At 67.7% G+C, this 23,123-nt stretch carries 20 protein-coding genes; 6 read left to right on the top strand and 14 right to left on the bottom strand.

The window, feature by feature from the left end:
• Positions 1-28: 28 nt before the first annotated feature.
• Positions 29-2,602, bottom strand: a complete 2,574-nt coding sequence (gene hrpB / locus B9N97_RS24890) for an ATP-dependent helicase HrpB (RefSeq protein ID WP_085090345.1) — start codon at positions 2,600-2,602, stop codon at positions 29-31.
• A gap of 177 nt (positions 2,603-2,779) precedes the next feature.
• Between hrpB and B9N97_RS24885 the strand changes: the two genes are divergently transcribed.
• Positions 2,780-3,253 (top strand): ferritin-like domain-containing protein, encoded by a 474-nt coding sequence (locus B9N97_RS24885; protein ID WP_085090344.1) that lies wholly within the window; start codon positions 2,780-2,782, stop codon positions 3,251-3,253.
• A 42-nt stretch (positions 3,254-3,295) separates the two neighbouring features.
• On the opposite strand, the gene B9N97_RS24880 is transcribed toward B9N97_RS24885, so the two are convergent.
• Together B9N97_RS24880 and B9N97_RS24875 are read right to left on the bottom strand one after the other, a co-directional pair.
• Entirely contained in the window at positions 3,296-3,508 is a 213-nt protein-coding gene (locus B9N97_RS24880; RefSeq protein ID WP_085090343.1) for a hypothetical protein, read from the bottom strand.
• Positions 3,509-3,634: 126 nt separating this feature from the next.
• Entirely contained in the window at positions 3,635-4,642 is a 1,008-nt protein-coding gene (locus B9N97_RS24875) for a hypothetical protein (protein WP_085090342.1), read from the bottom strand.
• Positions 4,643-4,824: 182 nt separating this feature from the next.
• On the opposite strand from B9N97_RS24875, the gene B9N97_RS24870 reads away from it, so the two are divergent.
• A complete protein-coding gene (locus B9N97_RS24870) occupies positions 4,825-5,241 on the top strand; it encodes an HRDC domain-containing protein (RefSeq protein ID WP_085090341.1) in 417 nt (138 codons plus the stop codon).
• Positions 5,242-5,477: 236 nt separating this feature from the next.
• Positions 5,478-5,624: a hypothetical protein gene (locus B9N97_RS24865; RefSeq protein ID WP_244560883.1), complete on the top strand. Its 147-nt coding sequence runs from the start codon at positions 5,478-5,480 to the stop codon at positions 5,622-5,624.
• Positions 5,625-5,764: 140 nt separating this feature from the next.
• Here B9N97_RS24865 and frc read toward each other — a convergent pair whose 3' ends face one another.
• Positions 5,765-7,015, bottom strand: coding sequence for a formyl-CoA transferase (frc, locus tag B9N97_RS24860; RefSeq protein ID WP_085090339.1), 1,251 nt, complete (start codon positions 7,013-7,015; stop codon positions 5,765-5,767).
• Positions 7,016-7,152: 137 nt separating this feature from the next.
• A complete protein-coding gene (locus tag B9N97_RS24855; RefSeq protein WP_085090338.1) occupies positions 7,153-7,605 on the bottom strand; it encodes a PAS domain-containing protein in 453 nt (150 codons plus the stop codon).
• A 349-nt stretch (positions 7,606-7,954) separates the two neighbouring features.
• Here B9N97_RS24855 and B9N97_RS24850 point away from each other — a divergent pair, with 349 nt between their 5' ends.
• Positions 7,955-8,626, top strand: a complete 672-nt coding sequence (locus tag B9N97_RS24850) for a YopT-type cysteine protease domain-containing protein (RefSeq protein WP_167393353.1) — start codon at positions 7,955-7,957, stop codon at positions 8,624-8,626.
• Positions 8,627-8,644: 18 nt separating this feature from the next.
• Here the strand turns inward: B9N97_RS24850 and B9N97_RS24845 are convergent, their stop codons facing one another.
• The 6 genes from B9N97_RS24845 to mdh all read right to left on the bottom strand — a co-directional run bounded on the left by B9N97_RS24845 (position 8,645) and on the right by mdh (position 17,322).
• Positions 8,645-9,370 carry a hypothetical protein gene (locus B9N97_RS24845; RefSeq protein ID WP_085090336.1) on the bottom strand — a complete coding sequence of 242 codons (726 nt, stop codon included), beginning with the start codon at positions 9,368-9,370 and terminating at the stop codon, positions 8,645-8,647.
• A 234-nt stretch (positions 9,371-9,604) separates the two neighbouring features.
• The gene (gene odhB / locus B9N97_RS24840) at positions 9,605-10,861 is read right to left on the bottom strand and encodes a 2-oxoglutarate dehydrogenase complex dihydrolipoyllysine-residue succinyltransferase (protein WP_085090335.1); all 1,257 of its coding nucleotides are present in this window, start codon (positions 10,859-10,861) and stop codon (positions 9,605-9,607) included.
• 40 nt (positions 10,862-10,901) lie between these two features.
• Positions 10,902-13,853 (bottom strand): 2-oxoglutarate dehydrogenase E1 component, encoded by a 2,952-nt coding sequence (locus B9N97_RS24835; protein WP_085090334.1) that lies wholly within the window; start codon positions 13,851-13,853, stop codon positions 10,902-10,904.
• A gap of 294 nt (positions 13,854-14,147) precedes the next feature.
• Positions 14,148-15,023 (bottom strand): succinate--CoA ligase subunit alpha, encoded by an 876-nt coding sequence (gene sucD / locus B9N97_RS24830; RefSeq protein ID WP_014246680.1) that lies wholly within the window; start codon positions 15,021-15,023, stop codon positions 14,148-14,150.
• Between the two features lies 1 nt (position 15,024).
• The gene (sucC, locus tag B9N97_RS24825; protein WP_085090333.1) at positions 15,025-16,221 is read right to left on the bottom strand and encodes an ADP-forming succinate--CoA ligase subunit beta; all 1,197 of its coding nucleotides are present in this window, start codon (positions 16,219-16,221) and stop codon (positions 15,025-15,027) included.
• A gap of 132 nt (positions 16,222-16,353) precedes the next feature.
• Complete coding sequence (mdh, locus tag B9N97_RS24820; protein WP_085090332.1) at positions 16,354-17,322, bottom strand: malate dehydrogenase; 969 nt, start codon at positions 17,320-17,322, stop codon at positions 16,354-16,356.
• 270 nt (positions 17,323-17,592) lie between these two features.
• Between mdh and B9N97_RS24815 the strand changes: the two genes are divergently transcribed.
• On the top strand, positions 17,593-18,078 hold the full coding sequence (locus B9N97_RS24815; protein WP_085090331.1) for a hypothetical protein: 486 nt from the start codon (positions 17,593-17,595) through the stop codon (positions 18,076-18,078).
• A 149-nt stretch (positions 18,079-18,227) separates the two neighbouring features.
• Here B9N97_RS24815 and B9N97_RS24810 read toward each other — a convergent pair whose 3' ends face one another.
• The 3 genes from B9N97_RS24810 to B9N97_RS24800 all read right to left on the bottom strand — a co-directional run bounded on the left by B9N97_RS24810 (position 18,228) and on the right by B9N97_RS24800 (position 22,559).
• Positions 18,228-19,358 carry a DUF2336 domain-containing protein gene (locus B9N97_RS24810; protein ID WP_085090330.1) on the bottom strand — a complete coding sequence of 377 codons (1,131 nt, stop codon included), beginning with the start codon at positions 19,356-19,358 and terminating at the stop codon, positions 18,228-18,230.
• Positions 19,359-19,583: 225 nt separating this feature from the next.
• A complete protein-coding gene (locus B9N97_RS24805; RefSeq protein WP_085090329.1) occupies positions 19,584-20,507 on the bottom strand; it encodes a hypothetical protein in 924 nt (307 codons plus the stop codon).
• 483 nt (positions 20,508-20,990) lie between these two features.
• Positions 20,991-22,559: a lysine--tRNA ligase gene (locus B9N97_RS24800; RefSeq protein WP_085090328.1), complete on the bottom strand. Its 1,569-nt coding sequence runs from the start codon at positions 22,557-22,559 to the stop codon at positions 20,991-20,993.
• Positions 22,560-22,789: 230 nt separating this feature from the next.
• Here B9N97_RS24800 and B9N97_RS24795 point away from each other — a divergent pair, with 230 nt between their 5' ends.
• The gene (locus tag B9N97_RS24795; protein WP_085090327.1) at positions 22,790-23,113 is read left to right on the top strand and encodes a DMT family transporter; all 324 of its coding nucleotides are present in this window, start codon (positions 22,790-22,792) and stop codon (positions 23,111-23,113) included.
• Positions 23,114-23,123 lie beyond the last annotated feature (10 nt).

Below are 23,123 nucleotides of genomic sequence, written 5' to 3'. Positions count from 1 at the left end.
CTTGATTTGGCGAGGTCACTGATAAAAATCACCGCCCCCTCGGCTTCGCCCTGGCGGTCGGCTCGGCCTCCAGCGGGTTGTCGGGCCAGTAGTGTTTCGGGTACTGGCCCTTCAAATCCGCCTTCACCGCCTTGTAGGCGTTGGCCCAGAAGCTCGCGAGGTCGCGGGTGACCTGCACCGGGCGGCGGGCGGGGGACAGCAGGTGCAGCAGAAGCGGAACCCGGCCGCCGGCGATGCGCGGGGTCTCGGCCAGGCCGAACATTTCCTGCAGGCGAACCGCCAGCACCGGCTCCTCGCCGTCATAGTCGATGGGGATGCGGGAGCCGCTCGGCACCTCGACATGGGTCGGGGCCTCGGCGTCCAGGCGGGTCCGCAACTCCCAGGGCAGCAGGGCGCGCAGGGCGCTCGACAGGTCGATGCGCTCCAGATGGGCGCGGCGCGACACGCCGTCGAGGAAGGGGGCCAGCCACTCCTCCAGACCGTCCATCAGGGCCGCGTCGGACAGGTCGGGCCAGTTGTGGGCGTCGCCCTCCCGCGCGCGCAGGAACATCACGCGGGTGCGCCATTTGCGCAGCTCGTCGGTCCAGGGCAGGCAGGCGGGGCCCAGCGCGCGGATGCCCTCGATCATCGCGGCGGTCATCGCGTCGGCCGGCGGCTTGGCCAGCTTCTCGTCCTTCAGGATCAGGGCGAACAGCATGCGGCGGCGCCGCGCCAGCACCATCTGCTCGCGCGCGTCCCAGGCGACGATGGTCTCCGTGCGGATGTCGTCGGCGAAGCTCTCCTCCAGATCGGCCAGCGTGACCGGGGCGGCCAGGAAGATGCGCGAGTCGCGGGCGGCGCCGTCGAGGTCGGCGATGGCGAGCCACTCCTCGGCCGACAGCGGCTCGGCCTCCTGGAAATAGGCGCCGCGCCCGCCCGACAGGCGATACTGCGCGGCAACGCCGCCGGGCTGGCCGCCGGGCCGCCGCTGGCCGATGCGGTCGGGATAGGCGAGCGCCACCAGAATGCCGACGGCGTTCGAGTGCATCGCGTCGTCGTCGCGCACGCCGAGTTGGCGGCGCCACTGCCGGGCCTGCTTCACCGCCTGCTGGGCGCCGCCGCGGTCGACGCTGAGGCCGCGCGCCGCGCCCTGGCCGCCGCGCTCCTCGCCGCGCAGCAGGTCGACGCGCAGGCGCAGGTCGGCGTCGCGGAACCCAGGCTGGCTGCGGACGATGTCGCGCTCGCCGAGCAGGGCCGCGATCAGACAGGCGAGCGCGCCCTGGCCCATCGCCTTGCCGGCCAGCATCATGTGGGCCAGACGCGGATGCACGCCGAAGCCGGCCATGCGGCGGCCGTGCGGGGTGATGGCGCCTGATTTATCGAGCGCGCCGAGGCCGGTCAGCAGCTCGCGCGCCTGGGCCATCGCCGCGGCGGGCGGCTGGTCGAGCCAGGACAGGCTGGCGGGGTCGGAGACTCCCCACACCGCAAGCTCCAGCGCCAGCGGGGCGAGGTCGGCGTCGGCGATCTCCGGCGTGGTGAAGGGGGCCAGCGCCTTGTGCGTCGCCTCCGGCCACAGGCGGTAACAGACGCCGGGCTCCAGGCGGCCGGCGCGGCCGCGGCGCTGCTCGGCGGAGGCCTGGCTGACCTTCACCGTCGCCAGACGGGTCATGCCGCCGCGCGGGTCGAAACGCGGAACCCGCATCAGGCCGCTGTCGACCACGATGCGGATGCCCTCGATGGTCAGGCTGGTCTCGGCGATGGAGGTCGCCAGCACGATCTTGCGCTGGCCGGGCGGGGTGGGGGAGATGGCGCGGTCCTGCGCCTCGGCCGACAGGTCGCCATAGAGCGGGGCGAGGATGACGTTCGGACCCAGGTCGGACTGGTCGAGCAGGGACTGGACGCGGCGGATCTCGCCGACGCCGGGCAGGAAGACCAGGGCGTTGCCGGGCTCCTCGCGCAGGGCGCGGCGGACGGCGGCGGCCACCGCGTCCTCGATGCGGGTGCCTTGGGGGGGCGCGTCGAGGTGGCGGGTCTCGACGGGGTAGGCGCGGCCCTCGCTGGTCACCATCGCGGCGGGGCCGTCCGCATCCGTGAGTAGGGTGGCGACGGGGGCGGCGTCGAGCGTCGCCGACATGACGATTAGGCGCAGGTCGTCGCGCAGGGCGCCGCGCGCCTCCTGCACCAGGGCAAGGGCGAGGTCGCTGTCGATGCCGCGCTCGTGGAACTCGTCGAACAGGACGGCGCCGACGGCGGGAAGCTCCGGATCCTCTTGCAGTTGGCGCAGGAACAGGCCGTCGGTCACCACCTCGATCCGGGTCTTCGGGCCGATCTTGGTGTCGAGGCGCACGCGGTAGCCGACGGTCTCGCCCACCGCCTCCCCCAGCATCGACGCCATCCGGCGGGCGGCGGCGCGGGCGGCGAGGCGCCGCGGCTCCAGCACCAGGATCTTGCGGCCCTTCAGCCAACCGGCCTCCAGCAGGGCCAGCGGCACCCGCGTGGTCTTGCCGGCGCCGGGCGGGGCCTGCAGCACGGCGGTGCCGCGGCGGTCCAGCGCCTCCAACAGGGCGGGCAGGACTGGGTCTATTGGAAGGGGGGGAAGGGCGGGGAAGGCGGGCTTGCTCATGAGGGGGAGTCTGCTGCCGCGAACCGGGGCGAAAGGCAATGCTTTTCGGGAGGCGACGGGCACGGCGCGCGCCAAAAGGTCGCAGGGGCGGGGGAGGGGGACGGGGGCCGCGACCGATGGCCGCAAAAAATGTATGGTTTTGGGGTCGTCGGGCTTATTCGCTTATCAAAGGGATCCATGACCGATATCCACGACGCCGCCCTGTTCCTCGCCCACGCCTGCGCGCTGGAAGAGGACGCCGCCAACCGCTTCGCCGATCTGTCGGAAGCGATGAAGACCTATGGCAACCAGGAGGTCGCGGCCTTCTTCGGCCAGATGGCGAAATTCTCGCGCATGCATCTGGCCGAGGCGCGGGAACGGTCGGGCTTCCGCAAGATCCCCGACCTTGCGCCGGAAGACTTCCAGTGGCCGGACGGCGACAGCCCGGAAGCGGCCTCGATGGAAGGCTCGCACTATCTGATGACGGTGGAATACGCGCTGGAACTGGCGCTGGAGAGCGAGCGGCGCGGGCAGGCCTTCTATGCCGAGGTGGCGAAGACCACCACCGATTCGGAAGTCCGCATGATGGCCGAGGAGTTCGCCGCCGAAGAGGCCGAGCATGTCGCCCAGCTGGAGGTGTGGGCCAAGCGCTATCCGGCGCTGCAGCAGTAGACGGCGTGTGAGGAAGGGGGCGTTGGCGGCCCCCTCCCCTGGTTACTTTGACAGGGCGGACCAGTCGATCTCGTACACCTTGTCGGCCGGCTTGTAGGTCTTGAAGGCGGCGATCACGTCGTCGACGGTGACGTCGCCCGGCACATTCTGGATTTCATAGACGACCGAGCTGCCGCTGGTCGGGCCGACGTCGGCGTTGCGGTGAGCCTGCGAGACCAGCCCTTCGCCGGCCTTCTTGATCATGATGGAAGCCATGCATCCGTCTCCTGTTGCGACTCGCCCGACGGCAAAACCATAAACAAAAAGTGGTTTAACCGGAAGGCGGAAAGCGCGGGGCCGGGTGCACTGCGTCATTTGGGGGCGGCAATTACGGCAAGGGCATCAGGGCAGCGCGGCGGATTCGGTCACCACGGCGCGGCCGGGCATGCGGTCGGGCTGGGCGCCGGCCACCGCGCCGGCGATGCCGCCGGTCAGCCAAGCGGAGAAGGCGCTGCGTCCGTCGGTGCTGGCCTGACCGCAGGCGGTGGCGGGGACGGCGTCCTCGTCATCGTAGTTCCACAGCGGCAGGTTGATGCCGGAGGGTTCGGCGGACGGCTCCGCGGCGGATGCGGTGGCGATCAGGCCGGTGGAGCGCGGGGCGGCGGGGCGGCTGTGCACCTCGATCAGCGCGACGCGGATGCCGGCGGCCCAGGCGCGCTCGATGAAGGCGCGCACCTGCCGCGCGGTGGCGGTGGCGCCGTCGACGGCGCCGGGAGCCCCGCCGGTCAGCCAGGCCGACGGCGTCGGGCCGCAGCCGCGCCGGTATTGCAGCGCCACCTGATCCTGCACATAGGCCTGACCGCGATAGAGCCGCAGCAGGCCGTGGCCGTAGCGCTCCAGCTCGTCGACCGGGCCGCGGCTGGCGGTCAGCAGGTTGCGGTCGAGCAGGATCAGCGTCGGCTTGACGGCGATCAGCCGGTCGAGCAGCGGCTCGAAATCGGCGAACTGGGCCTGCCGGTGGACGATGCGCAGGAACTCCAGGTCGGGCACGCCACGCTCGGCGGCGACCTTCGCCATGCCGCGCTCGTCCAGCGTGGCGTCGCGCAGCGCGGTGTCGCCGAGCGCCACCACCATCACCGAATCGGGATTGCGCGCCGCCCGGTCGGCCATGGCGTCGATGCGGTTCAGGTTGTACCAGGCGAAGGGCTGGTCGTAGAGCATGGAGCCGGCCCACAGGACCGCCAGCACCGCCAGACCGCCCAGCGCCAGCGGTGCCAGCAGCAGCCCGGTCCCCAGCATCCACCAGCGCCGCCGGCCGCGGCGCGGTGTCGCGGCGGAGGTGGTCTCCTCGGCATGGGGAGGGACGGGGGGGAGGTCCTGTTTCGGCTCCTGCGGCTCAAGATGGGACATCGGGCGTCTCCAGGCGTGCTGCGGCTACTCCCACAACGCGCGGGGGAGGAGATTCGACCCGTGGAAATTGGGGGTATCCCCAAGGCCCCCGAACACCCCCGTGGCAGGGTCCCGGTTTGCCGAACGCGCCGTTTCTGTGTAGGCTCCGTCCATCCAGGGAAGCCTTTCAGCAGGGTTGGGCGATGAGCACCGAGATCCGCACCTTCACCATTCCCGACGCCGCCGCCGAAGAGGCGCAGACGCAGCTGTCCGCCTTCCTGCGGACGGTCGAGGTCCAGCGCATCGAGACCGCCTATGCCGACGGCGCGTGGCGGGTGCTGGTGCTGTTCACCGACCTGCGCCGCAAGGAGGAGTCGCAGCAGATCGAGGCGGCCATCGCCGCCGCGCTGAACGGCTGGCGCGACAAGGCCGCCACCCAGGCCGGGGTGACGCGCGACGCCGTGCTGGCCGACGATCTGGTGCAGGAGATCGCCCGCTTCGCCCCGACGACGGAGCATGAGCTGTCGATCATCGTCAACGCCCGCGGCCAGGCCAGCTCGACCTATGGCGGGGAGATCGTGCAGGTGGTCCGCTCGACGCTGGACCTGCTGATCGACTGAGCGGTTCTGCGGGGGAGCCCGGACGGGAAGGTCCTATCCGGTTCGGTCGGGTCCGGGCACACCCAAAGGCTGCGCTGCCGCTGCCGTAAGCGTCAGTTGGTTCCTGAGCCCTGCCGTGTCAGGATTGCGCCCTTCACCGGCATCGACGGATGGGGTGGTTTGTGGCTTCGAAAGATCATCCGAAGGCTCGCGGCACGGCCGACGCGGCGTGGACCACGGTTCCGGACTATCGGAAGATGGCCCTTGAACTGGCCCAACTGGGGGCGGAGGCCGCCCGGCGCGCCCGCACGACCGGCAACGGCCATTACGACCGGCTGGCCCGTACCCTGACCAGCCGGGCGGGAGAAATCCTCGACGATCTGGAGCGCGGCGGGAAGGCGTAGGGGTCTAGGGGGTGGGAAAAAGAAAACGGCGCCCGGGTGGGGCGCCGTTGTCGTTTGTGGGGAGTGGTTGCTGATTTGCCCCCACCCCGACCCTCCCCCGCTGGGCGGGGGAGGGGGATTAAGTGCAAGTGCGACCTGCCTCAGACCACCTTGGCGTCGTGCATGGCGGCGATCTGGTCCTTGCTGTAGCCGAGCTGGGCCAGGACCTCGTCGGTGTGCTCGCCGAGCAGCGGGGAGCCGGTGACCTCGACCTTCATGTCGGAGAACTTGATCGGGCTGCCGACGGTCAGGTACTTGCCGCGCACCTTGTGGTCGACCTCGACGACCGTGCCGCTGGCGCGCAGCGACGGGTCGTTGGCGATCTCCTTCATCGACAGCACCGGCGCGCACGGGATGTCATACTTGCGCAGGATATCGACGGCTTCGAACTTGGTCTTGTCCTTCAGCCAATCCTCGATCACCGCGAAGATGTCGAAGATCTTGTCCTGGCGCGCCTCGGCGGTGTTGTAGGCCGGATCGTCGATCCACTCCTCGCGGCCGAGAGCCTTACAGATCGGCGCCCAGGCATGGCCCTGGATGGTGAAGTAGATGTAGGCGTTGGGATCGGTCTCCCAGCCCTTGCACTTCAGCACCCAGCCCGGCTGGCCGCCGCCGCCGGCATTGCCGCCGCGCGGAACCACGTCGGAGAAGGTGCCGTGCGGGTACTGCGGGTATTCCTCCAGATAGCCGACGCGGTCGAGGCGCTGCTGGTCGCGCAGCTTGACGCGGCAGAGGTTCAGCACGCTGTCCTGCATCGACACGGCGACCTTCTGGCCCTTGCCGGTCTTGGTGCGGGCCATCAGCGCGGTCAGGATGCCGATGGCGAGGTGCATGCCGGTGTTGCTGTCGCCGAGAGCGGCGGCGGACACGGTCGGCGGGCCATCCCAGAAGCCGGTGGTCGAGGCGGCGCCGCCGGCGCACTGGGCGACGTTCTCATAGACCTTCAGGTCCTGGTAGTGGTGGCCGTCGCTGAAGCCCTTGACCGAGGCGACGATCAGGCCGGGGTTCAGCTCCTTGATCTTTTCCCAGCTGAAGCCCATGCGGTCGAGCGCGCCGGGGCCGAAATTCTCCACCAGAACGTCGGATTCCTTGATCAGACGGGTCAGGACTTCCTTGCCCTCGGCCGTCTTGGTGTCGAGCGTCAGGGAGCGCTTGTTGCTGTTCAGCATCGTGAAATAGAGCGCGTCGGCGCCCGGAATGTCACGCAGCTGGCTGCGGGTGACGTCGCCGGCGCCCGGACGTTCGACCTTGATCACGTCCGCGCCGTACCAGGCCAGAAGCTGGGTGCAGGCGGGGCCGGCCTGCACATGGGTGAAGTCGATGATCTTAATGCCTTCGAGCGGCTTGGTCATGACTGCAACACTCCCTTTTTTCACGTTGATTCAGATTGTCTCTTGGATTTGCTCTTCTGCCCGGCCGGCCCACGCCCGGAGATCGGGGGCGTCGAGGCCGCTGCCGGCCGGAATTCACTCAATGCCGCAGGGCGCCGTCAGCCGGCCGTCGCTTCGAGTTCGGTGAGGCGGCGGCGCAGTTTCCGTTCTTCGGTCCAGCGGGCGGTTTCGTCCCGCACCACGGCGACGATCCCGGACACCCCACCGTCGGTCCCGCGCAAAAGCGCGACGGTGAAGGCGATCGACAGGCTGTGCCCGTCCTTGTGCACCGCCGGAACCCGCAGCAGGTCATGGCCGTAGCGGGTCTCGCCGGTGGCCATGGTCTTTTCGTAACCGTCCCAATGACGCTGGCGCTGGCGTTCGGGAATGATGATGTCGAGCGACTTGCCCATCGCCTCGTCGGCGGTGAAGCCGAACATCCGCTCCGCCGCCGCATTCCACAGCGTGATGGCGCCGGCCGGGTCGGACACGATGACGGCATCGCCGATCACCGCCACCAGCTGTTCGCAATCCACAACCGCGGGCGAACCCGCTGCTGCTGTCTGATCCATGTCGATCTCCTTGGCGCTCGCCCCCTCTTGGATTGGGCGCCGGGGGAGCCGGTGCTGCATTGGCCGGAAACCAAGGCTGCACTGACATTATCGATACGGTATACCAGATACCATCGACCATGCAAGAGGATTTGAGCGCTCCGCGAACTGTGGTGAATGCGAACAGATCGGAGGGGTCGGCGGTCGGCGACGGACGCGGCCGGAATGGGCCGGAGACGGGGACGCAGCGGATTTGCTGCAAACATCAATCAATTTTGTGCTTATGATTATCCGGCATAGCGTATAGCCGGTCGGCGACCGATCGGCGGAGGCGCCGGGCACCGATCTTCCGACATCGATGGGGAATGGAATGGCCGCGTTCGACAGCTATTGTGTGGCGCCGTTCAAGCAGCGCATGCCGATCCAGCGGATGTTCCCGTCGGATCACGAGGTCAACAGCGGAATTTGCTTCGGCCTCAGCCTGGAGTGGATCGCACGCCACCGCTCGCACAAGGGCGAGACGTCGAAGGCGCGCATCGCCTACATCGACCTGGACAACACGATCCTGCACGCCAGCATCAAGCAGCGCCTTTACGGCGCCGAACTGAGCCACGATCTGGACCAGTCCTCCGAGCAACTCGGCTCACGCAACCAGGCGATGGCGCAGGCCGGGTTCAAGATTGCCGCGACCAGGACGGAGTGGGTGAGCGTGAACAGTCCGGAAAGCCTCAAAGAGGTGATGAAGGCGATCACCGCCGCCACCGCCGGCCCCCACACCTATCACGTCGTCACCATGATCTTCGAGCAGCGGGGGATGGCGCACGCAACCTGCTGCTACAAGTCCGGCGGCAAGGCCTTCGGACTGGGATCGCACCTGTATTTCTTCGACCCCAACTTCGGCGAATACAAGGCGTCCAGCGGCAGCGTCGGCGACCTGTTCGCCGGACTGGTCGACCGATACCGCAACTTCGTGAAGCGGGATGGGTCGACCGTCGACTATAAAGTCAAGGAGTTCGTGGTGCAGAGCATCTCGTTCAATTGACCCGGCAACCGGCCGGAATCAGCCGACCAGACTGAAGAAGGGCATCGAGGCGTATTTGCTGGACTTGATGTTGGCGACCACCTTGTCCTGCGAATGGCCGCCGGTCGACAGGGTCGCCGGCAGTTTGATCACCTTGCCGACCGCCTTCGACGATTTGCTGATCGGGTCCCACTGCAGGTTGAAGTTGATGATCTGCTTTTCGATGGACGCCAGGTCTTCGGTGGGCACCCGGACATAGGGGCCGTGGATGATGCCGCCGCGCACCATCTTCGACACCGTCGGCGCATTGAAGGCACAGCAGGGCAGGGCGGTCTCGACCGCGACGATGGTGGCAATGGCTCCGCCCAGCGAATGGCCGCACAGGATCGGACGGGCAGCGCCCAGCAGCATCTTCGCCTGTTCCAGCAGAAGATGGGCGGCACGGATGCCGGCCGGCAGGCTTTCGATGGTGTAGAGCGCGATGTCGGTCTTCAGGTTCTTGGTGCCGGCCATCTGGCCCGACGTGCTGCTGCCGACCGCCGTGCCGCGATAGGCGATGATGTACTGGTCGGAGTGCTTTTCCTGATAGACGGCGCCGAAGAAGCCGACGTCGGTATCCTCGTGGGTGAAGATCACCTGGAAGCCGGGCGGAGATCGCCGCGCCCCTTCCGCCTTGCTGAAGGCGGCGGCGTCGTTGCCGCGGCCCTTCTGGAAATTGTAGACGGTGTTCGCGGCAACGGCCAGATCGAGGATATTGACCGGCATGATGGCGCCCTTCGTCGTAAACGGGAAGCCGAGACAATACCGGCACGCAGGGGCTGTCAACGAACCGGAGCGATTGTTATCGGCGTTTACGCCTTTATTTCGGTTGTGGTGCCGATTTCAGCCGGTCGGCCAAAAGAAAAGGGCGCCGTTCGGCGCCCTTCCAGGGTTCCAAGGACAACGGCCCTTGGCATGTGGGTCAGGGGAGGGCGTGTGCCCTCCCTTGCCTCGTTTGGCTCAGACGTCCAGCAGCAGGCGGCGCGGATCCTCGATCAGCTCCTTGATGCGGACGAGGAAGGTGACCGCCTCCTTGCCGTCGATGATGCGGTGGTCGTAGGACAGCGCCAGATACATCATCGGGCGGACCTCGATCTTGCCGCCGACGACGACCGCGCGGTCCATCGTCTTGTGCATGCCGAGGATGGCGGACTGCGGCGGGTTGATGATCGGGGTCGACATCAGCGAGCCGTAGACACCACCGTTGGAGATGGTGAAGGTGCCACCGGTCAGCTCGTCCATCGACAGCTTGCCGTCGCGGCCCTTCTTGCCCAGCGCGGCGATGGTGCCCTCGACGCCGGCGAAGTCCAGCTTGTCGGCGTCGCGGACGACCGGAACCACCAGACCCTGCGGCGTGCCGACGGCGACGCCGATGTCATAGTAGTTCTTGTAGACGATGTCGGTGCCGTCGATCTCGGCGTTGACGGCCGGGATCTCCTTCAGGGCCTGGACGGCGGCCTTGACGAAGAAGGACATGAAGCCGAGCCGCACCTTGTGGCGCTTTTCGAAATAGTCCTTGTACTCGGCGCGGAGCGCGATCGCCGCCGACATGTCCACCTCGTTGAAGGTGGTCAGCATGGCGGCGCTGTTCTGCGCCTCCTTCAGGCGCTCGGCGATGCGCTGGCGCAGGCGGGTCATGCGGACGCGCTCTTCCTGCGCGGCGCGCGGACGGTCGCCCTGGGTGCCGGCGGCCCACACCATCTTCGGCGCCGCAGCCGGGGCCGGAGCGGCCGGCTTGGCGGCCGGAGCGGGGGCGGCCAGCACGTCGCCCTTGGTCACGCGGCCATCCTTGCCCGAACCGGCGATGGACGAGCCGTCGATGCCCTTCTCGTCCGCCAGCTTGCGGGCGGCCGGGCCGGAGGCGGCCAGGTTGCCGGGGGCCGACGCCGGTGCCGGCGCGGCGGCCGGGGCCGGAGCGGCAGCGGCCGGAGCCGGCGCAGCGGCCGGGGCGGCGGCGGCCGGGGCGGCACCGGCGCTGGCGCCTTCGTTGATGACGCCCAGCAGGGCGCCGACCTCGACGTTCGCCCCTTCCGGAGCGACGATTTCCGCCAGCACGCCGGCGGCAGACGCGTTCACCTCAAGCGTGACCTTGTCGGTCTCCAGCTCGACCAGCGCCTCGTCCATGGCGACGGCCTCGCCGGCCTTCTTCAGCCAGCGGGCGACCGTCGCCTCGGAGACGGACTCACCCAGCGTGGGGACCTTGATGTCGGTAGCCATTTCTTATCCTCGTTCGTCTTCTTGTTCGCTTGGGTGATGGTCAGCGGACCGTCAGGGCCTGATCCAGAAGCTTGGCCTGCTCCTGGTTGTGACGCTTCAGCAGGCCGGTCGCCGGCGATGCGGTGGCCGGGCGGCCGACATAGGACGGGCGGCCGGCCTTGTGGCCGACGTCCTTCAGCACGGCTTCCAGGCGGCGGTCGGCGAAATGCCAGGCGCCCTGGTTCTCCGGCTCTTCCTGGCACCAGACCAGCTCGGCGTTCGGATACTTGGCGAACTCGGCCGCCAGAGCGTCCTTCGGGAACGGGTAGAGCTGTTCCAGGCGCAGGATGACCACGTCCTTGATGCCCCGGCTCATGCGCTCCTGCAGCAGGTCGTAATAGACCTTGCCGGAGCAGACGACGATGCGGCGGATCTTGTCGTTGGCGGCCAGATCGTTGGCGGTCTCGCCCAGCACGCGGTGGAAGCTGGTGCCCGGGCCCATCTCCGACAGGTCGGAGATGCACAGCTTGTGGCGCAGCAGCGACTTCGGCGTGAACAGGACCAGCGGCTTGCGGAAGCTGCGGCGGATCTGGCGGCGGAAGACGTGGAACAGGTTGGCCGGCGTCGTCACGTTGCAGATCTGCCAGTTGTCCTCGGCGCACATCTGCAGGAAGCGTTCCGGACGGGCGGAGGAGTGCTCCGGACCCTGACCCTCGTAGCCGTGCGGCAGCAGCATCACCAGGCCGGACATGCGCAGCCACTTGGACTCGCCCGACGAGATGAACTGGTCGATGATGGTCTGCGCGGTGTTGGCGAAATCGCCGAACTGCGCCTCCCACAGCACCAGATTGTGCGGCTCGGCCAGCGAATAGCCGTATTCGTAACCGACGACGGCGGCTTCCGACAGCGGGCTGTCATGGACCTCGAAGGTCGCCTGATCCGGGCCGACGTGGCAGAGCGGGACGTACTTCTCTTCGGTGTTCTGGTCGTACATCACCGCATGGCGGTGCGAGAAGGTGCCGCGGCCGGAATCCTGGCCCGACAGGCGGACGCCGGTGCCCTCGGCGACCAGCGTGCCGTAGGCCAGCGCCTCGGCGGTCGCCCAGTCGATGCCTTCGCCGGTTTCCAGCGTCTTCTTCTTGGCTTCCAGCTGGCGCGCGATCTTGGAGTTGATCGCGAAGTCCTTCGGGTACTCGCAGAGCTTGAAGCCGATCTGCTTCAGCTTGTCGATGTCCACGCCGGTCTCGCCGCGGTGGGCGGTGTCGGCGCCCTGGGCCTGCAGGCCGGCCCACTTGCCTTCCAGCCAGTCGGCCTTGTTCGGCTTGTAGGTGCTGGACGCCTCGAACTCACCCTCCAGCTTCTTCATGAAGTCCTGGGTGATCTGGTCGCCCTCGGCCTGGGTGATCACGTTCTCCTCGACCAGCTGCTTGGCATACAGCTCGCGCGTGGTCGCGTGGGCACGGATCTTCTTGTACATCAGCGGCTGGGTGAAGCCCGGCTCGTCGCCCTCGTTGTGGCCGTGGCGGCGGTAGCAGACCATGTCGATCACGACGTCCCGCTTGAACTTCTGGCGGAACTCGATGGCGATGCGGCTGACATGGACGACGGCTTCGGGATCGTCGCCGTTCACGTGGAAGATCGGCGCCTGCACCATCTTGGCCATGTCGGAGCAGTACACGCCCGACCGCGAATAGGTCGGGTTGGTGGTGAAGCCGATCTGGTTGTTGATGATGAAGTGCATGGTGCCGCCGGTGCGGTAGCCGCGCAGCTCGGACAGGCCCAGCGTCTCGGCCACGATGCCCTGGCCGGCGAAGGCGGCGTCGCCGTGGATCAGCACGCCCATCACCTGCTCGCGCTCCAGGTCGCGGCGCTGCTGCTGCTTGGCGCGCACCTTGCCCAGCACGACCGGGTTGACCCATTCCAGGTGGGACGGGTTGGCGGTCAGCGACAGGTGGACGATGTTGCCGTTGAAGTCGCGGTCCGACGAGGTGCCGAGATGGTACTTCACGTCGCCGGAGCCCTGGACGTCCTCGGGGCTCGACGGGTTGCCCTGGAACTCCGAGAAGACCGCGGAGAAGGGCTTGCCCATGAAGTTGGTCAGCACGTTCAGACGGCCGCGGTGGGCCATGCCGACGACGACTTCCCGGAGGCCGAGCTGGCCGCCGCGCTTCAGGATCTGCTCCAGCGCGGGGATCATCGACTCGCCGCCCTCAAGGCCGAAGCGCTTGGTGCCGGTGTATTTCAGCTGCAGGAACTTCTCGAAGCCCTCGGCCGCGGTCAGGCGCTCCAGGATGGCGCGCTTGCCGTTCACCGTGAAGTCGGTGTGGTTGCGGCCGCCCTCGATGCGCTCCTGGATCCAGGCCTTCTCTTCCGGGTCCTGGATGTGCATGAACTCGACGCCGATCGTCCCGCAATAGGTCTTGTGCAGGATCTCAAGGATCTGGCGCAGCGTTGCCGTTTCCAGGCCGAGCGAGTAGTTCAGGAAGATCGGGCGGTCGAGGTCGTCCGGGCCGAAGCCGTAGGTCGCCGGATCCAGTTCCGGGTGCGGCTCGCGCTTTTCCAGGCCCAGCGGGTCGAAATGCGCGTTCATGTGGCCGCGGACGCGGAAGACGCGGATCAGCATCAGGGCGCGGATGCTGTCCAGCGTGGCGGCGCGCAGCTGCTGCGGGCTGATGCCGCCATAGACCTGCTGGGCGTGGGCCAGCATGGCGCCGTTGCCGGGGCCGTTCATCGCGGCGGCGGCGCCGTTGGCGGCACCATTCGGGGCACCGACGATGAAGCTCTCGGCGACCGGGTCGCGCTTGGCCTTGGGGTCTTCCAGATCGGACACGGTCCAGGACGCGCCGCGCAGCTCGTCCAGGACGGCGCGCGAATCCTCGTCCAGATCCTGGAAGAAGCTGTTCCAGCTGGGGTCGACGGCGGCCGGGTTGGACAGATAGCTGGCGTAGAGTTCGGCGACGTAACCGGCGTTCGAGCCGAAGAGGAACGAGGTCTGTTCCAGATTTGCCGACATGGTTTCACCTCGGGCCGTGAGCCCGGGTCCCTGTGGGAGATGATCGCGGGTGATGAAGGAGGCGGTGGGTCGATGGATACCCATGTGCAAGAACCGGCGGAGACAGCCGGTGGGGTGCCGGGTGCACCGCCGACGCTTGCATATGGGTTCCCAGGACCATCCGTCCAAGAGGATAGGCCGAAGGGGCGGCGGGCGGGGCACCGCAGCGTCCCGCCCGTCGGCCTCTTTCGAGGCATCCTCTTTTCAAAGGCAACCGGCCGCGGGCGTCACCGCTGAGGTGACGCCCGCAGGCCATCAGCCCTTGAACACCTTCAGCATGGTGGAGCCCAGGCTGGCGGGGCTGTCGGCGACGGCGATGCCGACCGACTTCATGAAGTCGATCTTGAAGTCGGCGGTGTCGTTGCCGCCGGAGATCACCGCGCCGGCATGGCCCATGCGGCGGCCCGGAGGCGCCGTGCGGCCGGCGATGAAGCCGACGACCGGCTTCTTGGTGCCCGAGGCCTTGATGAACTCGGCGCCGCGGACTTCGGCGTCGCCGCCGATCTCGCCGATCATGATGATGCCCTCGGTCTCCGGGTCCTTCACGAACAGCTCCAGGCTGTCGACGAAGTTGGTGCCGTTGACCGGGTCGCCGCCGATGCCGATGCAGGTGGTCTGGCCCAGGCCGGCCGCCGTGGTCTGCGCGACGGCCTCATAGGTCAGCGTGCCGGAGCGCGACACGATGCCGATCTTGCCGCGCTTGTGGATGTGGCCCGGCATGATGCCGATCTTGCACTCGTCCGGCGTGATGATGCCGGGGCAGTTCGGGCCGATCAGGCGGGTCTTGGAGCCATCCAGGGCGCGCTTGACGCGGACCATGTCCAGCACCGGGATGCCTTCGGTGATGCAGACCACCAGCGGGATCTCGGCGTCGATGGCTTCCAGGATCGCGTCGGCCGCGAAGGGCGGCGGCACGTAGATCACGGAGGCGTTGGCACCGGTCTTCTCCACCGCTTCCGACACGGTGTCGAAGATCGGCAGGTCGAGGTGCTTGGCGCCGCCCTTACCGGGCGTGACGCCGCCGACCATCTTGGTGCCGTAGGCGATCGCCTGCTCGGAGTGGAAGGTGCCCTGGGCTCCGGTGAAGCCCTGGCAGATCACCTTCGTGTTCTTGTCGACGAGAACAGCCATGTTACGCGGCCTCCTTCACGGCCTTGACCACCTTTTCGGCGGCATCGGCGAGGTTGTCGGCCGAGAGGATCGGCAGGCCGGATTCGGCCAGGATCTTCTTGCCCAGATCGACGTTGGTGCCTTCCAGGCGCACCACCAGCGGAACGTGCAGGTGCACTTCGCGCGCCGCGGCGACGACGCCCTCGGCGATCACGTCGCAGCGCATGATGCCGCCGAAGATGTTGACCAGGATGCCTTCGACGTTGCTGTCGGACAGGATCAGCTTGAAGGCCGCGGTGACGCGCTCCTTCGTGGCGCCGCCGCCGACGTCGAGGAAGTTGGCCGGCTCGCCGCCATACAGCTTGATGATGTCCATGGTGGCCATCGCCAGACCGGCGCCGTTCACCATGCAGCCGATGTTGCCGTCGAGCTTGACGTAGTTGAGGCTGTGCTTGGCCGCCTCGATCTCCGCCGGATCCTCTTCGGCTTCGTCGCGCAGCTCTTCCACGTCCTTGTGACGGAACAGCGCGTTGTCGTCGAAGTTCATCTTGGCGTCGAGCGCCAGGATGTCGCCCGAACCGGTGACGATCAGCGGGTTGATCTCGACGATGGCGCAGTCCAGATCCACGAAGGCCTTGTAGGCGGCCTGGATGAACTTGGCGGCGGCACCGACCTGCTTGCCTTCCAGGCCCAGCGCGAAGGCGACCTTGCGGGTGTGGTAGCCCTGGATGCCCGTGGCCGGATCGACGGCGACCTTGATGATCTTCTCGGGCGTGTTGTGGGCGACCTCTTCGATCTCCATACCGCCTTCGGTCGAGGCCATGATCGTCACGCGGCCGGTGGCGCGGTCGATCAGCATGCCGAGGTACAGCTCGCGCTTGATGTCGGCGCCTTCCTCGATGTAGAGGCGCTTGACCTCACGGCCTTCCGCGCCGGTCTGCTTCGTCACCAGGACGTGGTTCAGCATCTCGGCGGCGTTCTTGCCGACTTCCTCGATCGACTTGACGACGCGGACGCCGCCCTTGCCCTCGGGGTTGTCCTTGAAGCGGCCGGCGCCGCGGCCGCCGGCGTGGATCTGGGACTTCACGACCCAGACCGGACCGCCCAGCTCGCGGGCGACCGTCTCGGCCTCCTGCGGGGTGTAGGCAACGCCGCCGCGGGGAACCGCGACGCCGTACTTCTTCAGCAGGCTTTTCGCCTGATACTCATGGATGTTCATCGGGCGTCCATCTGTTTTTTGGTTCGGCTGACGAGAACGGGTCGACTGAAGGACAAGACGGGCGCACCACCGGCGCCGTCCCTGACCCGGAAAATGGGCCGGGACGGCGCCGGAGACCGCGCGGTCCGTTCCTTAGGAAGCGGCCTTTTCGGCGTCCAGCTTCTTGACGACGTCGACCAGCGTCTTCACCGCGTCGACGGAGTTCTGGAACATCGCCTTCTCTTCGTCGTTCAGCTCGATCTCGATGATCTTCTCGACGCCGCCGGCGCCAATGACCGTCGGGACGCCGACGTAGAGGTCGTCCTGGCCGTACTGGCCGCTCAGGTGGGCGGCGACCGGCAGGACGCGCTTCTGGTCCTTCAGGTAGGACTCGGCCATCTGGATGGCGGAGGCGGCCGGGGCGTAGAAGGCGGAACCGGTCTTCAGCAGCTTGACGATCTCGGCGCCGCCGTCACGGGTGCGCTGAACGATGGCGTCCAGCTTCTCCTGCGTGGTCCAGCCCATCTTGACCAGATCGGGCAGCGGGATGCCGGCGACGGTGGAGTAGCGCACCAGCGGGACCATCGTGTCGCCGTGGCCGCCCAGCACGAAGGCGGTGACGTCCTCGACCGAGACGTTGAACTCTTCGGCCAGGAAGTAGCGGAAGCGGGCCGAGTCGAGCACGCCGGCCATGCCGACCACGCGCTCCGGCGGCAGGCCGGACGCCTGCTGCAGCACCCACACCATCACGTCGAGCGGGTTGGTGATGACGATGACGAAGGCGTTCGGGGCATACTTGCCGATGGCCTCGCCGACCGTCTTGCAGACGCCGCTGTTGATGCCGATCAGGTCGTCGCGGCTCATGCCCGGCTTGCGCGGGATGCCGGCGGTGACGATCACGACGTCGGCACCCTCGATGACCGAATAGTCGTTGCCGCCGGTGAGGCTGGCGTTGAAGCCCTCGACCGGGGAGGTTTCGGCGAGATCCAGCGCCTTGCCGGCCGGCATGCCTTCGGCGATGTCGAACAGGACGACGTCGCCCAGTTCCTTCTGAGCAGCGAGCAAAGCCAGCGTGCCGCCGATCTGGCCGGCACCGACGAGCGCAATCTTCTTGCGAGCCATGGAGCGTTCCCTAAAACGTTTGAGCGTCCCCCATTCAGCGGGAGACTAGAACCGTTGGTCATTCTAACGTCTTAGGGATCCAGCGCCCCGAGATTTCGGAAGCGTAGGTAGCGCGTTTTGTCGCGGAGGGCAAGCCTGACCGCTAGCGAGGCATTGCAGCTTTGCGTCGCACCCCCGATGATCCTTTCCAACGACTGGACCGTTCGGCTTTATACGTATGGTTCGCGTCCGGTCCTTACCTTGTTCAAAGACGGTCGAAGGAGAGCGCAGATGGCCAAGCTCGTGGCCCGTTTCATTCCCGGTCTGACCATGTCGCTGGCGCTTGCCGCCGGCATTGCCGGCGTCTCGACCGCCCAGGCGCAGACTGTCGGCGACTATACCGCTGCCATCGCGGCCGCCCCGATCGTCGATGCCACGGCGGAAGCCAGCATCGCCTATTGCCGGCCGCTGACCAACTACGTCTACACCTCGATCCCCGCCGACCAGCGGGCGAACTGGGTGCTGCCGCTGGTGACGCTGGACGGATCGCAGCCGGCGGAACTGGCGGCCAAGCGCGAAGCCTGCCTGAAGGTGCGCCAGTTGCCGCTGATCGCCTTCGACGCCGGCACCGGCGAGCAGATCGTCACCCCGGCCGAAGCGATGGAAGGCCCGACCGACCGCGGCCCCTATTACAAGGAGGTCTCGCCCGACACCCCGGTGCCGCGCACCGGCCGCGCCACGCCGCGCCAGCCGATCCCGCGCGGGGGGGTGCAGTAAGCTTTGAGGGGGCTTGATGCACTTGCCCCCACCCTAACCCTCCCCCGCTCTCAGCGGACCTACGGTCCGCCTGCCGCGTCAGCACAAAGCGAGGCTTTGTGCGAGAGCCGGGCGGGGGAGGGAAACAACGCTCGCTGACGACACCATGCTTACGGCCCGATGCCGTAGCGTTCCAGGTGTCGGGCCATCTCGGCGGGGGACAGCGGGAAGCCGCTGCCCTGCCGGGCGTTCAGCATGGCGCGCGGGTGGATGCCGGCCGCGCGGGTCTGGATCTGCATGGCGCAACGCATCGACAGGCCGGCACGCCAGACCAGCGCGGTGACCGCCTGCGGGTCGTGGGCGTCCAGGATCAGGTCCACCACCTCCGGCGCCACGCGGGCACGCAAGGTCAGCGCTGCCCGCACGAATCCGGTCTCGTTCCACGACATCGCGTCGCCCAGCGCCGTCTCGTCCAGCTTGCCCAGCCGGTGCAGGCGGACGGCGCGGCGTTCCGGCGACTCGGCCGACTCGGGCGCTTCGGCCCAGTCGATGCGGCGGCGGGTGGTGGCGGCGATCTCCGCCACCGTGGAGTCGTCGAAGTCGGGACGCCGCCGCAGAGTCTCCACCACCGCCAGATCGACGAAATCGGCCAGCCGCAGCGCCAGCCGGCGGGGCAGGGCGGGACGGCGGGCCAGCTTCTCCCGCCAGTCGGGATGGTCGGCCGACCGCTCCACCAGCGATTCCAGCGTCGGTTCGGCGATCACCGCGCCGGTGTTGTCGAGCAGGATGCCGGTCGCCTCGGCATGGCCGCTGCCGGCGATGGCGTCGGACAGGGCGGCGCCGATGCTGTGGCGCCGGGCGATGGCCGACAACGCCCAGCCGGCGGGCGCCGCGGCGACGATGTCCAGCAGATCCTCGTCGCCGAGCGCCGCGCAGCAGCGCAGAACCGGCTCCGCCACCGAGCGTTCGACATCGCGCGCCAGCGTCGCCACCACCGAGGGCGGGGCGCAGGCGATGTCCTTGATCGCCGTCGCCAGCGCCTCGCGCACCCGGACGATGTGGTCGCGGGCCAGTTGCTCCAGCGCGCGGACGGCGACCGTGCTGACGGTGTCGGCCCCGCCCGGCGGCAGGTCGGGCAGCAGCCGGCACAGCTTGCGGGCCAGATTGGAGCGCACGTCGGCGTCGCCCATTCCGGCCAGCCGCGATTCGACCAGCACGTCGCCGACCTGTCGGGCGACGTTGCGGCCGGGCGGCGCGGGAGGAGGGGCCGTGTCGGACGACTCGGCGAACAGGTAGTCCATCAGTTCGGGCGCGACGCCGCAGTCCGTCTCCGGCGGGAGGCGGGGGGAGGGGCGGAACGGGGAGCGCCGGGCTGTCACCGGACCTGAAGCCTTGTGGTTGTGCCGCGGCAGGGTTGGAGCGGCAGTGGTGGGATCATGCGGTCCATCGAAGCGCCCCCCTGGTTAACGGCGTCCTAATTCGGCACCGGCCCGGCTTGTGACAACCGGTACGGCCGGCTGCGGGGCTCAGCGCCGTTTGGCGGCGGGGGTGGCGCCCAGCATGCTGCGTTGCGCCAGCATCGGGCGCGCCACCTGCCGGCCGCCCAGCACGCGGACCGGAACCGACTGCTCCAGCCGGTGCTTGTCGAACTGGTCGAAGATGCGCAGCAGCGCCTCCGCCGTGCCCTCGCCGTAATGGATGTCGGTGCGGGCGCGGTCCAGCTCGGTGCGCAGGCCGTTGCGAAGGCGGCCAAACAGGGCGTCGAACAACGCCTGGAAATGCTCCTCGGCGAACACGAAATGCCGCTCGCGCAGATGGTCGGTCATCCGCCGGATGAAGGTCTGGCGCTGCTGGTGGAACTGGCGGAAGCGCAGCATCACCCGGATGAACGGCGTGTCGGCCAGCACCGCCAGCGTTTCCTCATGGGCCAGCCGCCGCCAGACCTCGGCGTCGCGGTCGGTCCCCAGCCGGTTGAACAGGGCGATGGCGCTGGTGTTCATCGCCTCCCACTCCTTCTCGTAGAACAGGGCGGTCAGCGTCGATTGCAGGCCGGGGAGGATCAGCTGGGGAAAGCTGGCGCCGGTGATCGGGTCCATGCTGTCGGGCAGGCGGGTGCGCAGGGCCGATACCATCAGACGGGTGACGAAATCCCGGCGGCGGCCATCGTGATGAAGAGGCTGTTGCCCGTCTCCCGCCGCGTCTCCCGCCGGCGCGCAGCCGCCGCAGCCGGACGCGGTGCAGGAGGCTGCGGTACAGGATTGGCAGATCGAGGCGAACAGTGGCAGCACCGACGGCCAGTGCGCCATCATCAGCCCCATGGCGCGGGCGAATTCCTCGCGCGACAGCACGCCCTTGGCGGTGAATTGCGGCTCCAGCGCCTCCTGAAAGGTGCTGACCAGAGCCTGCGCCGTGCGATGGTGGCGTTCGAACGGCGGCGGATCGGCGGTCATCCCACGCCCTCCCTTCCGATGCATCCCGGCCCGCCGGCCCTGTGGGCCGGTCACGGTTACTGGAACAATTTATCGGGTATTTTATCTATATTGGCTGTGACGGTCATCACAGGGGGAGGGGCGGGAGCCGGCGGCCGAGCCAAAAAAAAGGGCCGCTGCCCATGCGGGCGCGGCCTTTAGTCTAGGGAGGAAACGCACTGCAAAATGCAGTAACGAGGCGGAGTTTAAGCCGACAGCCGTGTTAGCGGTACCACCCTTTTCGAATTGGTGCGGTGCGACATCCGCATAGCGCGGTATGGAATTTGTTTAGACTCGCCTATCTGGTGAGCGGAAAGGCAGTTTTCCGCACTCTTTTCGGGCATAGGGCCGGTCGCTGGTCAGACGGACGATCGATTGCGAAAATCGTTTCGTTCGGAGCGGTTCGGAAACGAAAAGGAGGCGCCTTTCGACGCCCCCCTTCAGGCACATGGAAACCGGCGGGCGTCAGGCCGCCAGCTTCTCGCGGATCAGCGCCTTGGTCTCGTCGATGCCGTAGAGCTGGATGAAGGAACCCATGCGCGGGCCGGTGGTCTGGCCCAGCAGCACCTCGTACAGCGCCTGGAACCAGGCCCGCAACTCGGTGAAGCCGTGGGTCTTGCCGACCTCGAACACCTCGTTCTGGATGGTGTCGGCGCGGGCGTCGGCCGGCAGCCCGTCCAGCTTGGCCAGCAGGTCCTGCAGGGCGGCGCGCTCGGCATCGGTGGGGGCGCGGAACCGCTTGGTCGGCTTCACCTGATCCTGGTAGTAGCGCACGGCATAGCCGACCATGCTGTCCAGGAAGGGGCTGTTCTCCGGCGTGGCGTCGGGCGCGTAGCGGCGGATGAAGCCCCACATGGTGTCCTTGGTCTCGGCGTTGGCGGCGCCGGCCAGATTGAGCAGCAGGTTGAAGGACACGTCGGAGCGCACGGCAGGCGGCTTGCCGTTGTGGATGTGCCAGGCCGGGTTCTCCAGCTTCTTGGCCGGCTCCTCGCCATGGACCTTGTCGACGAAGGTCAGATATTCGTCGACGGCGCGCGGGATGACGTCGAAGTACAGGCGCTTGGCCGACTTCGGCTTCTGGAACATGTAGAGGGCGAGGCTTTCCTGCGGGGCGTAGGCCAGCCATTCCTCCATGGTCAGGCCGTTGCCCTTCGACTTGGAGATCTTCTGACCCTTATCGTCGAGGAACAGCTCGTAATTGAAGCCTTCCGGCGGGGTGCCGCCGAGGATTTTGCAGATCTTGCCGGCGAGATCGGCCGACGGGATCAGATCCTTGCCGTACATCTCGTAATCGACGCCGAGGCCGAACCAGCGCATGCCCCAGTCGGGCTTCCACTGCAGCTTCACATGGCCGCCGGTGACGGGCAGTTCGACCTTCTTCCCGTCCTCGTCCTCGAAGACGATGGTGCCGGCATCGACGTTGCGCTCCAGCATCGGGACCTGGAGGACCCGGCCGGTGGAGGGGGAGACCGGCAGGAAGGGGCTGTAGGTCGCCTGACGCTCCGCGCCGAGGGTGGGCAGCATCACCGCCATCACCTCGTCGTAATGGCGCAGGATGCCGAGCAGCGCCTCGTCGAAGCGGCCGGACTTGTACCAGTCGGTGGAGGACTGGAACTCGTACTCGAAGCCGAAGCTGTCGAGGAATGCGCGCAGCCGGGCGTTGTTGTGGGCGCCGAAGCTGTCATGGGTGCCGAAGGGATCGGGCACCTGGGTCAGCGGCTTGCCGAGGTTGGCCGCCACCATCTCCTTGTTGGGGATGTTGTCGGGGACCTTGCGCAGCCCGTCCATGTCGTCCGAGAAGCAGAACAGCTTGGTCGGAATGTCGCTCATGGTCTGGAAGGCGTGGCGCACCATGCTGGTGCGCGCCACCTCGCCGAAGGTGCCGAGATGCGGCAGGCCCGACGGGCCATAGCCGGTCTCGAACAGGACATAGCCTTTGGCGGGCGGCGCTTTCGCGAAGCGCGCGACCAGTTTGCGCGCCTCCTCGAACGGCCATGCCTTCGCCTGCAACGCCAGATCCCGTTCGCCGGTCATCGTCGGACCCTTTCGAAACCACATAGATAGAGTTGGGAATGAGGGCAAAGACCCTAGGGCCGGGCGGGCTTGGCGTCAACCGTGGGTGTCCGGCGTGGGTGTCCGGCGTGGGATGTGCGAGGGGGAGTCTTGCGGCGCCCTTCCGCCCGGTCCATCCTGCGTTCCCCGCGGGATCGGCCTTGCGGGATCGGCCTTGCGGGAGCGGTCGGGGTTGGCGGGGTCCTTGGGCGATGAGCTGGCTGTATCTGGTTGTGGCGATCCTGTTCGAGGTGGTCGGCACCTCCGCGATGAAAATGTCGGATGGAATGACGCGGCTGGGGCCGGCGGCGGCGGTGGTCGTCTGTTACGGCATCGCCTTCGTGCTGCTGGCCAAGGCACTGCGCACCATGGAGGTCGGCATCGCCTATGCCATCTGGTCGGCGACGGGCACCGCGGCCATCGCCGCCATCGGCGTGTTCGTCTTCGGCGAGTCGCTGACCGTGATGAAAATGGTCGGCATCGCCCTGATCGTCGCCGGGGTCATCAGCCTGCACATGGCGAGCGGGCCGGCGTGACCGCAATGGT

The sequence above is a fragment of the Azospirillum oryzae genome (genome assembly GCF_900177515.1).
GTDB classification, from domain to species: Bacteria; Pseudomonadota; Alphaproteobacteria; order Azospirillales; family Azospirillaceae; genus Azospirillum; species Azospirillum oryzae_A.
Note: the sequence above shows the minus strand (reverse complement) of the source record. Positions and strands in the feature narration are given on the sequence as shown.